This window comes from Vogesella oryzagri, assembly GCF_040148885.1.
In the GTDB taxonomy this organism is placed as follows: domain Bacteria; phylum Pseudomonadota; class Gammaproteobacteria; order Burkholderiales; family Chromobacteriaceae; genus Vogesella; species Vogesella oryzagri.
This window is the reverse complement of sequence record NZ_JBEFLD010000006.1, coordinates 239,372-252,122: the sequence shown is the minus strand read 5'-3', so window position 1 is coordinate 252,122 and position 12,751 is coordinate 239,372. Positions and strand designations below refer to the sequence as shown.

Annotated in this window: 11 protein-coding genes; 5 read left to right on the top strand and 6 right to left on the bottom strand. The window is 66.5% G+C overall.

Translation table 11 applies throughout. The annotated features are described in order from the left end of the window. Positions 1 to 12: 12 nt before the first annotated feature. The 5 genes from ABNW52_RS13190 to ABNW52_RS13170 form a co-directional block, all read right to left on the bottom strand. Entirely contained in the window at positions 13 to 393 is a 381-nt protein-coding gene (locus ABNW52_RS13190; RefSeq protein WP_349588602.1) for a 5-carboxymethyl-2-hydroxymuconate Delta-isomerase, read from the bottom strand. A gap of 51 nt (positions 394 to 444) precedes the next feature. Continuing rightward, a complete protein-coding gene (gene hpaD / locus ABNW52_RS13185) occupies positions 445 to 1,293 on the bottom strand; it encodes a 3,4-dihydroxyphenylacetate 2,3-dioxygenase (protein WP_349588599.1) in 849 nt (282 codons plus the stop codon). A gap of 81 nt (positions 1,294 to 1,374) precedes the next feature. Next, positions 1,375 to 2,835, bottom strand: a complete 1,461-nt coding sequence (hpaE, locus tag ABNW52_RS13180; RefSeq protein ID WP_349588597.1) for a 5-carboxymethyl-2-hydroxymuconate semialdehyde dehydrogenase — start codon at positions 2,833 to 2,835, stop codon at positions 1,375 to 1,377. A gap of 153 nt (positions 2,836 to 2,988) precedes the next feature. After that, positions 2,989 to 3,756 carry a fumarylacetoacetate hydrolase family protein gene (locus ABNW52_RS13175; RefSeq protein WP_349588594.1) on the bottom strand — a complete coding sequence of 256 codons (768 nt, stop codon included), beginning with the start codon at positions 3,754 to 3,756 and terminating at the stop codon, positions 2,989 to 2,991. After that, the gene (locus ABNW52_RS13170) at positions 3,753 to 4,517 is read right to left on the bottom strand and encodes a fumarylacetoacetate hydrolase family protein (RefSeq protein ID WP_349588591.1); all 765 of its coding nucleotides are present in this window, start codon (positions 4,515 to 4,517) and stop codon (positions 3,753 to 3,755) included. Before ABNW52_RS13170 ends, ABNW52_RS13175 begins: the two co-directional genes overlap by 4 nt. A 291-nt stretch (positions 4,518 to 4,808) precedes the next feature. Between ABNW52_RS13170 and ABNW52_RS13165 the strand changes: the two genes are divergently transcribed. The 3 genes from ABNW52_RS13165 to ABNW52_RS13155 all read left to right on the top strand — a co-directional run bounded on the left by ABNW52_RS13165 (position 4,809) and on the right by ABNW52_RS13155 (position 8,073). Continuing rightward, positions 4,809 to 5,243, top strand: a complete 435-nt coding sequence (locus ABNW52_RS13165; protein WP_349588589.1) for a GlcG/HbpS family heme-binding protein — start codon at positions 4,809 to 4,811, stop codon at positions 5,241 to 5,243. Positions 5,244 to 5,245: 2 nt separating this feature from the next. Then, complete coding sequence (hpaA, locus tag ABNW52_RS13160; RefSeq protein WP_349588587.1) at positions 5,246 to 6,154, top strand: 4-hydroxyphenylacetate catabolism regulatory protein HpaA; 909 nt, start codon at positions 5,246 to 5,248, stop codon at positions 6,152 to 6,154. A gap of 209 nt (positions 6,155 to 6,363) precedes the next feature. After that, positions 6,364 to 8,073 (top strand): methyl-accepting chemotaxis protein, encoded by a 1,710-nt coding sequence (locus ABNW52_RS13155; RefSeq protein ID WP_349588585.1) that lies wholly within the window; start codon positions 6,364 to 6,366, stop codon positions 8,071 to 8,073. A gap of 219 nt (positions 8,074 to 8,292) precedes the next feature. Here the strand turns inward: ABNW52_RS13155 and ABNW52_RS13150 are convergent, their stop codons facing one another. Continuing rightward, positions 8,293 to 9,249 (bottom strand): helix-turn-helix domain-containing protein, encoded by a 957-nt coding sequence (locus tag ABNW52_RS13150; protein ID WP_349588583.1) that lies wholly within the window; start codon positions 9,247 to 9,249, stop codon positions 8,293 to 8,295. 504 nt (positions 9,250 to 9,753) lie between these two features. Here ABNW52_RS13150 and ABNW52_RS13145 point away from each other — a divergent pair. Both ABNW52_RS13145 and ABNW52_RS13140 read left to right on the top strand, forming a co-directional pair. Then, positions 9,754 to 11,253 carry an aldehyde dehydrogenase family protein gene (locus tag ABNW52_RS13145; protein WP_349588581.1) on the top strand — a complete coding sequence of 500 codons (1,500 nt, stop codon included), beginning with the start codon at positions 9,754 to 9,756 and terminating at the stop codon, positions 11,251 to 11,253. Positions 11,254 to 11,394: 141 nt separating this feature from the next. Beyond that, on the top strand, positions 11,395 to 12,726 hold the full coding sequence (locus ABNW52_RS13140) for an aspartate aminotransferase family protein (RefSeq protein WP_349588578.1): 1,332 nt from the start codon (positions 11,395 to 11,397) through the stop codon (positions 12,724 to 12,726). Positions 12,727 to 12,751: the final 25 nt, after the last annotated feature.

The following is a 12,751-nucleotide window of genomic DNA, read 5'->3' as shown; positions in this document are numbered from 1 at the left end:
TCATGAACCTGCTCATTTAAAACGCTGATGCACGTTGTTGTGCTTGTAGCTCAGCTGCTGCGGCATCTCGCTCAGCTCGAAGGTCAGTGCCAGATAGCGGGCGTCGAACAGCGGCTGGAAGTGCGCCTTGATGATGTCGAACAGCCCTTCCGCTGTCCGCTCGCGTTCCTCGAAGCTGCGGCCGTGGCCGATCTTCAGCGACATGTGCACGAAGGCGTAATCGGCGGCGCCGTCGGCCATGCGCCAGGTGTCCAGCCAGTGCACCCGGCTGCGGATGCCGGCCACCGGGTACAGACCGGTGCCGATCAGGAAGGCGTGCGCTTTTTCGAACAGCGCCGGCAGGTCGGCCTGCTCGCGGATGTTGTCGGTACATTCCAGGATGAAGTGCGGCATGGCGGGCTCCATAAGTTGGCCGCAGGTGGGGTGCGGCCAGGCAGTCAGCGTTTAAACAGGGAGGATGACGTTGATCTGGCCGGTCCCCGAGCTGCCGAAGTACGGCGTCACCACCTCGGCCTTGCCGGCGTATTCATCCCAGCCCAGCGCGCCCAGCAGCATGGCGGTGTCGTGCATGAAGCCTTCGCCATGACACTTGTCGGCGTACTCCGGCAGCATGGCGCAGAAGGTCTTCCAGTCGCCGCGCTGCCACATGTCCACCACCTCGTGGTCGATGGTTTCCAGGAACGGGCTCCACACCTTGTGCAGGTACTGCTCGGCCACGCCGTTCTGCGCGAAGCGGTGCGACAGCGAGCCGCTGGCGAAGATGGCCACGGTGCCGTCGTACTGCTCCTCGATGGCGCGGCGGAAGGCGGCGCCCAGCGTGGCGCTGTCCTGCAGGTTGTGCACGGTGCACAGCGCCGATACCGACACCACCTTGAAATGCTGGTCGGCGTTCATATAGCGCATCGGCACCAGCGTGCCGTACTCCAGCGCCAGGGTGGTGGCGTCGTGGGCGCGGGTGTGCACGCCGGCGGCGGTGGCGGCCTCGGCCAGCAGGCGGCCAAGCTGCGGGTTGCCGTGGTACTCATACGGCATGTTCTTGATGAAGTGCGGCAGCTCGTTGCTGGTGTAGACACCTTCGAAGTGCGGCGCGGAATTGATGTGGTAGCCGGAATTCACCAGCCAGTGGGTATCGAACACCACGATGGTGTCCACGCCCAGCTCGCGGCAGCGGCGGCCGATCTCCTTGTGACCGTCGATGGCCGCCTGGCGGCAGCCCTTGTGCGGCCCGTCCAGCTCGGACAGGTACATGGACGGCACGTGGGTGATCTTGGCGGCAAGCGCAAGTTTGCCCATGGTTGTCTCCTCGATTCTTTGTAACGGTGGCGGTGGGGTGGTTGTGTTTGCGGCCAACCTTGCGGGGTTGGCCGCAACGATTTAGATGCCCCAGCGCGGGATGTGGTGGCTGCCCATCGAGACGCACACGTTCTTGATCTCGGTGAACACCTCGAAGCTGTAGGCGCCGCCTTCGCGGCCGGTGCCGGAGGCCTTCACCCCGCCGAACGGCTGGCGCAGGTCGCGCACGTTCTGGCTGTTGATGAATACCATGCCGGCCTCGATGCCGCGGGCCAGGCGATGCGCCTTGCCGATGTCCTGGGTCCAGATATAGGACGCCAGGCCGTATTCCACATCATTGGCCAGGCGCAGCGCCTCGGCCTCGTCCTTGAATTTCAGCAGGCACACCACCGGGCCGAAGATTTCTTCCTGCGCGATGCGCATGCGGTTGTCCACGTCGGCGAATACCGTCGGCTGGATGAAGTTGCCGTTCTGCAGGTGCGCCGGCAGGTTCGCCGGGCGTTCCAGGCCGCCGGCCAGCAGGTTGGCGCCTTCTTCCAGGCCGATGCGGATGTAGCCGGTAACCTTGTCGTAGTGCGCCTTGGTGATCATGGAGCCGACCTGGGTTTTCGGGTCTTGCGGGTCGCCGACGATCAGGTTCTTCGCGCGGCGGGCGAACTCGGCCACGAACTGGTCGTAGACGCCTTCCTGGATGAAGATGCGGCTGCCGGCGGTGCAGCGTTCGCCGTTGAGCGAGAAGATGGTGAACAGCGCGGCATCCAGCGCGCGGTCGAGATCGGCATCGTTGAAGATCAGCACCGGGCTCTTGCCGCCCAGCTCCATCGAGTATTTCTTGATGCCGGCGCTCTGCATGATGCGGCGGCCGGTGGCGGTGCCGCCGGTAAAGGACACCGCGCGCACGTCCGGGTGGCGCACCAGCGCGTCGCCGGCGGTGGCGCCGTAGCCCTGCACCACGTTGAACACGCCTTCCGGAATGCCGGCTTCCATCGCCAGGCGGCCCAGCTCGTTGGCGGTGAGCGGCGACAGCTCGGACATCTTCAGCACCGCGGTGTTGCCCAGCGCCAGGCAAGGCGCAGTCTTCCAGGTGGCGGTCATGAACGGCACGTTCCACGGCGACACCAGGCCGCACACGCCTACCGGCTGGTACAGCGTGTAGTTGAGCATGCTGTCGTCCACCGGGTAGGTGTGGCCGTCCATGCGGGTGCACACTTCGGCGAAGAAGTCGAAGTTGTGCGAGGCGCGCGGAATCAGCACGTTCCTGGTCTGGTGAATGGGCAGGCCGGTGTCCTGGGTTTCCAGCTCGGCCAGCTGCGGCACGTTCTTGTCGATCAGCTCGCCCAGCTTGCGCATCAGGCGCGCGCGTTCCTTGGCCGGGGTGTTGGCCCATTTCGGAAACGCGGCCTTGGCGGCGGCCACCGCTGCGTTGATCTCGTCGGCACCGCCGCTGGCCACTTCGCCGATGGCTTCGCCGGTGGCCGGGTTGTAGTTGGTGAAGCTGTCGCGGCTTTCGACTTCGCGGCCGTTAATCCAGTGCTTGATCATGGTGTGTTTCCTTTGCTGTGCGGCGCTGCCGCAGCGATGAATCTGTGTTTTGTGCCAAGGTTGGGGATCGCTGGAAAAACGTTTTCTGCTAGGCGCGCCGCCGCAGACAGTACAAGTAGTACGGCAAGGCGGCGCAACAACGCAGAAAGCGTTTTAACTGCGGTTCCCGCTGGCTTCATATTCGGCTTCGCTGACGATGCGATTGACCAGGCGGCCAACGCCTTCCACCTCCACCACCACCTCGTCGCCCGGCACCACGTCGGCCAGACCTTCCGGCGTGCCGGTGGCAATCATGTCGCCCGGCGACAGCGTCATGAAGCTGCTCAGGTACTCAATGAGGAAGGGGATGTCGAACACCATGTCGCTGGTGTTGCCTTCCTGCGTGAGCTTGCCGTTCACCCAGGTGCGCAGCGTCAGGTTGGCCGGGTCGGCCACGTCGGCCTTGTCCACCCACCACGGGCCGATGGGGGTCAGCGTGTCGCGGTTCTTCACCCGCAGGTTGGGGCGGTAGTAGTTCTCCAGGAAGTCGCGCACCGCGTAGTCGTTGCACACGCTGTAGCCGGCCACGTAGTCCATGGCCTGTGCGCGACTGACGTTGCGCGCGGTCTTGCCGATGATCACCACCAGCTCGCACTCGTAGTGCATGTAGGTGACGTTGTCCGGGCGTACCGACACGGCGTTGTGGCCGGTGAGGGTGGATGGCGACTTGAGGAACACCAGCGGCTCGGTGGGCGCCTTGAACGCCAGCTCGGCGGCGTGGTCGGCATAGTTCAGCCCCAGCGCGAACACGGTGCCCTGCGCCGGCGGCAGCCATTCCACCGCGTCTGCGGCCAACCTTTGGCCGGCTACGGTCACGCTGTGGTCGTCGTTCACCAGCACGTGGTGCACCTGGCCCTGGTAGCGGATGCGGGCGTGTTTCATCGGGCGGCCTCCTCGGCAAGCACGGGGTTTTCCAGGCGGCCGATGCCGGCAATGGCTACGGTCACCACATCGGCTGGCTGCAGGTTCACGCTGCGCAGCGGGGTGCCGGCGATCAGCAGGTCGCCCGGTTGCAGGGTCATGAAGGCAGACACGTCGGCAATCAGCTGCGGCACGCTGCGAAGCAGGTCGGCACAGCGGTTGGTCTCGCGCAGTACGCCGTTGACGTAGGTTTCCACTTCCAGCGTCTCTGGGGCGATGCCGTCGGCCGGCACCAGCCATGGGCCGATGGGGCAGAAGCCGTCGCGACACTTGGCCTTCACCGCCGGGCGGTAGAAGCTGTCTTCCGGCAGGCTCACCTCGTTCACCACGGTGTAGCCCTCGACGTACTGCAGCGCCTCGGCGGCGGATACCTTGCGCGCCTGCTTGCCTATCACCACGCCCAGCGCGCCACCGGCCTGGATGCGCGCCACGCCGGCGGGAAAGGGAATCGCCGCGCCGTGGCCGATCTGGGTGTTGCTGGTCTTGATGAACAGCACCGGCGCGCGGGGGGCGGCCTTGTACGGTGCGTCCTCGAAGGCAGCGGCCAGCGATTCGGTCAGCGAGCGGTGATTGAGTGCCGCGCCGTATACCGTGCCGCTTACCGGCGCCAGCCATTGCGGCTCGTCCAGCAGCGGGTTGCCGTTGTCCAGCAGCAGCGAACCATCCGCCTGCAGCGTCACGCCGCGCGCCTGCCGGTTCAGCAGAATGCGTCCTCGCGCCATGCTTGCTCCTCTACTTGGTGATGCGCAGCCTTGCGGCCAACCTTGGCCTGCTGCGAATTTAGTTAACATGTTAAATTTATACGGCGCGGCGGACGGCATTGTCAACACCCTGGCTGCCGCGCGCAGGTGTCCGGTAGTCACTATGCCGTGAAGCCGTGTGTACTTTCCCAGGGTAAAACGGTACTTTTCGCAGCGGGCACTAGTGGTCTATAGCCAGATCAAGGCCCCGCAGCCCGCCAGCGCTGGCACTTTTCCCGGCCAGACGTGGCCAGAACAATTATGGAGACAAACATGCAGCATCTCGCCCACTACTGTCAGTCCATCACCAGCGTTGCCGCCATGCGTGCGGCAGAGGCTGCCGTGGCGCACGGCCGCCAGCTTGGCGTGATGGTGAACGCCGCGGTGGTGGATCACAGCGGCGTGCTGATGGCCTTTCTGCGCTGCGAAGGCGCGCCGCTGCACTCGGTGGACATCGCCATCGACAAGGCCTACACCGCGGTGAGTTTCGGCCTGCCCACCGCCGCCTGGGATGCGCGGCTGGCGGAGCGCAGCGAGGCGGTGCGCGCCGGGCTGTACGGCCGGCCGCGCTTTGCCGGCTTTGGCGGCGGCCTGCCCATCATGCTGGATGGCCAGCGCATCGGGGCGATTGGCATTTCCGGCGCCAGCGAGGCACAGGACATCGCCTGCGCCGAGGCCGGCTTGGCCGCCATCCTGCCGCAGGGCTAGTCATGGCTCGCGAGCGCACGCCGATTCCCAATATCGACATCGGCAAGGAGTATGACAGCCGCTATGCCGCCGCCGAGGTGTCCTACGAGCGCTTTGGCAAGCTGGCGGAATTCTTCGGCCGCAACATGCCGGTGCACCGTCACGACCGCTTCTTCCAGGTGCACTACCTGGCCAGCGGCCAGATCCGCCTGTACCTGGAAGAGCAGCAGTACATCGCCGATGCGCCGCTGTTTTTCCTCACCCCGCCCACCGTGCCGCACGCCTTCATCACCGAGGAAGACGCCGATGGCCATGTGCTGACCGTGCGCCAGGAGCTGGTGTGGCAGCTGCTGGCCAGCCTGCCGCGCCACGAAACCGAAGCGCGGCTGATGACGCCATTCTGCGTGGAGCTGGGCAAGGTGCCGGTGGATTTGGCGCGCGAGGCCGAGCGCCTGCCGCAGCTGTTTGCGCTGCTGGGCGAGGAATACCTGGCGGAAGGCCAGGACCGTGACGCGGCGCTGCATGGCATTACCCAGCTGCTGCTGGTGAGCCTGCTGCGGCTGTCCAGCCAGGCCGGGCGCAACCAGCACTTCCGCCGCGAAGACCTGCACATCTACCACCGCTTCAATGCGCTGATCGAGCAGCACTACCGCGAGCATTGGGCGCTGTGGCGCTACGCCGAACACATCGGCGTCACCGAGGCGCGGCTCAACGACATCTGCCGCCGGCTGGCCGACCTGCCATCCAAGCGCCTGGTGCACGACCGCCTGCTGCAGGAGGCCAAGCGCCTGCTGATCTTCTCCGCCTCGTCCATCAACGAGATCGCCTACCACCTGGGCTTCAAGGACCCGGCCTACTTTTCGCGCTTCTTCCTGCGCGATACCGGCCGCAGCCCCAGCGACTATCGCGCGGCCAACCGGCAGGGGGAGTAGTCGGGCACGTAGGGTGGGCAAAGCGCAGCGTGCCCACCAGTCAAGTGCTGCCGGTGGGCACGGCCTACGGCCTTTGCCCACCCTACGGTTGGCGGCCAACGTTGGCCGCAAGCCACGCCACTTCCGTTCTCGATTTGCCAAATCCGGATACCCCTCTGCCGGCCATGCCGCCGATACTGCCCGCGCCATGCCACCGTGAGGAGAATGCCGTGTTGTCCGTATTCCGCCGCCAGTTTCATCGTCAGCGCCGCCAGCCTGACCCTGCCAGCCTGCTGCCGCTGGCACCGCTGCATGCCCCCGCGCATCACGCCGCCAATACGGCGGAGCCGGTGGGCGACACCCTGCTGGCGCGTCTGTTGCATACCGTGGCCTTCATGCAGCACAGCGTGGCGCGTGGCTTGTCCACCCAGGCGCAGGTGGTGGCGGAAATCGAGGAGCGCAGCGGGCGCATGCATCGTGCGCTGCTGCAGTCCGCCGGCCAGGTGCAGCAGAGTGCCGACATTGCCGACACCCTGCGCCAGGCACTGGCCGCCGAGGTGGCGCGGGTAGCTGGCGACATCCGCCGCGAGCTGGCCGCGGCGGTGGCGCTGATCGATGCCAAGGCCGGACAGGCACTGGGGGTGATCGCCGAAACCGGCGACATCGCCAAGATGGTGAACCTGCTGGCGCTGAATGCCGCCATCGAGGCGGCGCGCGCCGGCGAGCAGGGCCGTGGTTTTGCCGTGGTGGCGGACGAAGTGCGGCGCCTGGCGCAGCGCACGCTGGAAAGCTCGGCGCTGGCGATGCAGCACATGGACCTGGGCGAGGTGCAGCAGCAGGTGGCGCATATCGTCAGCCAGAGCGACGCCAAGCTGGCGGCCCTTACTGACGAGCTCGGCACGCAGCTGGGCGAGCTGGGGCGGCTGTTCGATGCGCTGTCCGGCAACATCCTCCGCCTGGACGACACCAACAAGCTGATTGCCGAGGCGGCGCCGCAGGTGGCGACGCGCGCCGAGCTGCTGCGCGGCCAGGCCGAACGTGCGGCCAATATTGCCGAGGCACTGGGGGCAGCACTGCCGCAAGCGCCGCAGCAGCGAGCCGATGCCGCCCGCAGCCTGCTGCGCGCCAACCAGCTGCCGCTGGAGGCCGGCTTCGACCGGCTGGCGGCGATACGCCAGCGCGGCAGCCTGCGCATTGCGGTGGAGCCGGCCTTTGTCGGTCTGTCGTTCCGCCCGCGCGGCGGGCTGGGCCTGCAGGGGCTGGATATCGATTACGCCACGGCGTTTGCCGGCTGGCTGGGGGTAAAGCCGCAGTTCGTCGAGCACAGCTGGGACCAGTGCCCGGACCTGCTGTACTTTGGTCGCCAGCCGGGTGAGGCGCCGGCCGACCTGATGTGGAGCGCACTGCCTGCCGGCATCGGCCTGCCGGGGTTGTGGCTGTCGCAGCCTTACAGCAGCACGCCGTTCGTGCTGGTGCGTCGCGCCGGAGACACCCGTATTCGCGGGCTGGACGACCTTGCCGGCAAGGTGCTGGGAGTGGGCAACGACCCCAGCGCACTGGCGGCGCTACAGGCTGCCGGTGTGCGCTGGCAGGCCAACCGCGAGCTGCCGGGCGGCAGGGTGCAGCTGGCCAATCTGCTGCTGTACTCCGATCAGAGCCGCATCCACGCCGCGGTGGCGGAAGGCACGGTGGATGCCTTTGCGGTGGAGCGCACCATCTTTCACTGGGCAGCCAGCGATGCGGCCAGCCCGTGGCGTGGCCGGCTGGACATCCTGCCAGGCGGTCTGGGAGCGGCACCTTGGCAATACTGCGCGGCGGTGGCGGCGCAGCCGGAAAACGCCAGCCTGCTGGCGGCCATCAACCAGTTCCTGAGCGAATTCCTGCCCACCCCGCCGCGCAGCGCCATCGAACGGCGCTGGCAGGGTGCTGCCGCGGACTGAACGGTTTCTCCATGCCGCTACGGGGGGACTGTGGCGGCTATCTCTCCTTGGGTGCCTTCGGGCGCCCGTTTTTTTTTGCAAGGCATGCGTAGGGCGGAAGCCCGCAAAGCGGGCGTTCCGCCACCGGGTGGCATGTGGGGCTGGCTGGCGGGGGATTGGTGATTGGCAGGGGCTGGTGGCGGAACGCCCCGATTTACCGGGACTTTCGCCCTACAGTTGTTACGCCAGCGCGCGGCTGCGGGTTTCGGAGGGCAGTTCGTCGAACAGGCGGCGGTAGTCGCGCGAGAAATGGCCCAGGTGGTAGAAGCCCCAGTGCCCGGCGGCCTCGCGCACGCTGTTACGGTCCGGTGCGGCCTGCAGCATGCGGCGCACGCCGTTGAGGCGGATGGAGCGCAGGTAGTCCACCGGCGTGGTGCCGGTGATCAGCTGGAAGCTGTTCTGCAGCGTGCGGCGGCTGACGCGCAGCTGCTGGCACAGGTCGAGCACGGTCACCGGCTCATCCGGGCTGCGCTGCACGATGCCCTGGCTGCGGCGCACGATGTCGCTGTGGGTGGCGTGGGTGAGGCTGGGGCGCTCGTCCGGTGCCACGTCGTTCAGCAAATCCAGCAGCAGGCTGATGAACTGGTGCTGGATCAGCTTCTGGCTGCCGGCAAAGTTCAGCAGGTCGGCGTTCTGCAGCGCCTGTTCGAAGGCGGTGAGCAGCAGCTCGCGCGTGGCCTGCAGTTGCTGCGGGCTCACCTGCAGCACCGGCATGCGCTGGCGGCTCTGGCTCAGCCGCTGCCACAGCTGCGGCGCCAGTGCTTCCAGGTCGCTGTTGCGGATCGAGATCTGCAGCGAATCCACCTGCGGTGGCACGTGGAATACGAATTCCTCGTTGCTGCGCAGCGCCATCACCGCGTTGTCGCCCACCTGGCAGCCCTGCAGCGACAGCGGTACTGGCCGGTTCTGGGGCAGTGTCAGCGGCACGGCGAAGTGCACCATGTCGGCCGGCGCCTGGCCATGCTGCACCACGCGCTGGTTGATGGTCTCGCGAAAGATGTCCAGCTGGTCGGTGTTCAGCCGCTGCAGCGAGCTGTGAAAGCGGCCGGCGGTGATCTGGTCGTAAACCTGGTTCCAGTGCGCCAGGGAGGCGGCGTGCTGCTGGGCATCGGTGAATTGCTGCTGCTGGGCCTGCATGGGGGGCTCCGTGATGCGTGTCTCTTCCGGCGGCCGGGGCCGCCGTTTTCCTTGTTTGCCGCCCCCTGTGCCGGGGGCTGGTGCGGTGTGTCTGTCGCGCTGTCGGCGCGCCGTGGCGGCCTGCTGCCCACGCAGTATCCCGCAGCGACGGGGTGGCGTCACCGCTGTGGGATGGGTATATCGAAAAAAATAATTAACATGTTATCTATTTGCTTGTCGGACAGTGTACAAGCCAGTTGCAGCAAGGCTTCATGCCGATGTCAGCACTGTTACCACCACGCGACAGATTGCTGGCCGTAGGCGGCTGGCAGCCTTGCCGGTAGCGGCTTTGCCGGCTGCAGGCAGGGTTTGCCGATTTGGGATAAGCCCGGCGAAACGCACCGAGTACATTGATATGCATCAAGGCCGCTCTGGGAACCGGCCGCTGGCGCCAGGCGCGCCGGGCGGCTGATGCGGCCAACCCGCCAGTGCGGACTGGCGTCAATACAGATGAGGAGAACGAGGATGGATCAGAACCTGGTGCCGGTGCTGGACGAGGTGAATGCCTTCCTGCACAAGGAGCATGGCCTGTTGATCGATGGCGCGGCAGTAGCGGCGCGCGCCGGTGGCCGTATCGAAGTGCGCAACCCGGCCAGCGGCCAGGTGATTGCCAGCGTGGCCGATGCCGACGAGGCCGACGTGGATGCCGTGGTGGCCAGTGCGCATCGCGCCTTCACTTCCGGTGCCTGGTCCGGCCTGCGCCCGGCGGATCGCGAGCGCATCCTGCTGAAGCTGGCCGACGTGCTGGAAGCGCATGCCGAGGAGCTGGCGCAGCTGGAAACCCTGAACCAGGGCAAGTCCATCCATATCTCGCGCGCCATCGAAGTGGGCGCCGCCATCGAATACGTGCGCTACATGGCTGGCTGGGCCACCAAGATCACCGGCGAAACCATGGACGTGTCGATTCCGGTGCCGCCGGGTACCCGTTACACCGCCTACACCCGCCGCGAGCCGGTGGGCGTGGTGGCCGGCATCGTACCGTGGAATTTCCCGCTGATGATTGCCATCTGGAAGCTGATTCCGGCACTGGCCGCCGGCTGCACCATTGTGCTGAAGCCGTCCACCGAAACGCCGCTTACCGCGCTGCGTCTGGGCGAGCTGGCGCTGGAAGCCGGCATTCCGCCGGGGGTGGTGAACGTGCTCACCGGCCGCGGCAGCCGCGCCGGCCAGGCACTGGCCAGCCACCCGCTGGTGAGCAAGGTCACCTTCACCGGCTCCACCGAAGTGGGCAAGACCGTGGGCCACGCCGCGCTGGACAACATGACCCGCTTCTCGCTGGAGCTGGGGGGCAAGAACCCGATGCTGGTGTTCGGCGATGTGGACGTGGACAAGGCGATCCAGGGCGCCATGCTGGGCGGCTTCTTCAACCAGGGCCAGGTCTGCGCCGCCGCCTCGCGCATCTACATCCACCGCAGCAAGTTCGACCAGGTGGTGGAAGGCCTGGCTGCCGCGGCGGGCAGCATGAGCATCGGCGCCGGCATGGACATGAACGCGCAGATCAACCCGCTGGTATCGGCGCGGCAGCAGCAGTCGGTATGCCGCTACATCGACATCGCTCGTGCCGAAGGCGCGCGCGTGGTGGCCGGTGGTTCCGCCGCCGACCTGCCGGGCTATTTCGTGCAGCCCACCGTGCTGACCAATGTCGATCACGGCCACACCGTGGTGCGCGAGGAAATCTTCGGCCCGGTGCTGGTGGCCATGCCGTTCGACACGGTGGAAGAGGCGGTGCGCCTGGCCAACGACACACCGTACGGCCTGGCGGCCAGCGTGTGGAGCAACGACCTGTCGCTGGTGATGAACGTGGTGCCGCAGGTGCAGGCCGGCACCGTGTGGGTGAACAGCCATATTCCGCTGGACCCGAACATGCCGTTCGGCGGCCACAAGCAATCCGGGGTTGGCCGCGAGTTCGGCCGTGCCGCGGTGGAAAACTTTACCGAGCTCAAATCGGTGTGCATCGCTCATTAAGCCGGCAATAAAGCCCTTCCGGCGTTGTTGCCCTGCCTTGCCGTACTACTTGTACTGTCTGCGGCAGGGCGCCTGGCCGGAACCGCTGCGCTGAGCTTTCTTGCCGGCTTAACCGGCCCAGTCATTTGAAGGAGTTTTGCCATGTCTTACGATAACGCCCGTTTCTGGCACCCCATGCTGCACCCGAACGAGATGCAGCGCCGCGAGCCGATCCGCATCGTGCGCGGTGACGGCTGCCATGTATATGACGACAAGGGCCACCAGCTGGTGGATGGCGTGGCCGGCCTGTGGAACGTCAACGTTGGCCACAACCGCACCGAGATCAAGCAGGCGATCATGAACCAGCTGGACGAGCTGGAATACTTCCAGCTGTTCGACGGCATCAGCCACCCGCGTGCCGAGGAGCTGTCCGCCACCATCATCGACATGCTGAAGCCGGAAGGCATGGCCCGCGTGGCGTTCAGCAGCGGCGGTTCCGACGCGGTGGAAACCGCGCTGAAGCTGGCTCGCCAGTACTGGCGCGTGAAAGGCCAGCCGGATCGCACCAAGTTCATCTCGCTGAAGCAGGGCTACCACGGTACCCACTTCGGTGGTGCCTCGGTCAACGGCAACACCGTGTTCCGTCGCAACTACGAGCCGCTGCTGCCGGGCTGCTTCCACGTGGAAACCCCGTGGACCTACCGCAACCCGTTCACCGAGGACCCGGAAGAGCTGGCCAAGATCTGCGCGCAGATGCTGGAGCGCGAGATCCAGTTCCAGAGCCCGGACACCGTGGCCGCCTTCATCGCCGAGCCGATCCAGGGCGCCGGTGGTGTGATCGTGCCGCCGGCCAGCTACTGGCCGCTGATCCGCGAGGTGTGCGACAAGTACGGCGTGCTGCTGATCGCCGACGAAATCGTCACTGGCTTCGGTCGCTCCGGCTCCATGTTCGGCAGCCGGCTGTGGGGCGTGGCACCGGACATCATGTGTCTGGCCAAGGGCATCTCCTCCGGCTACGTGCCGCTGGGCGCCACGGTGGTGAACCAGCGCGTGGCGGACGCCTTTGCGGCCAACGCCGACTTCGGCGGCGCCATCATGCACGGCTACACCTACTCCGGGCACCCGGTAGCCTGCGCCGCCGCCATCGCCAACCTCAAGATCGTGCGCGAGGAAAACCTGCCGGCCAATGCCGCCGCGCAGGGCGAGTACCTGCTTTCCAAACTCAAGCCGTTCGCCGACAAGTACGCGGCGGTGGGCGAGGTGCGTGGCAAGGGCCTGATGGTGGCGCTGGACCTGGTGGTGGACAAGACCACCCGCGAGCCGGTGGACCCGATGGGCGGCTACGCCAACCGCGTGGCGGAGATCGCCCGCGAACACGGCGTGCTGGTGCGCCCGGTGGGCACCAAGATCATCCTGTCGCCGCCGCTGGTGATCCAGCAGCCGCAGATCGACACCATCGTCGCCGCGCTGGAAGCCGGCTTCGCCGGCGCCTGATCGCACCTGAAGCAACGCTGCCGGG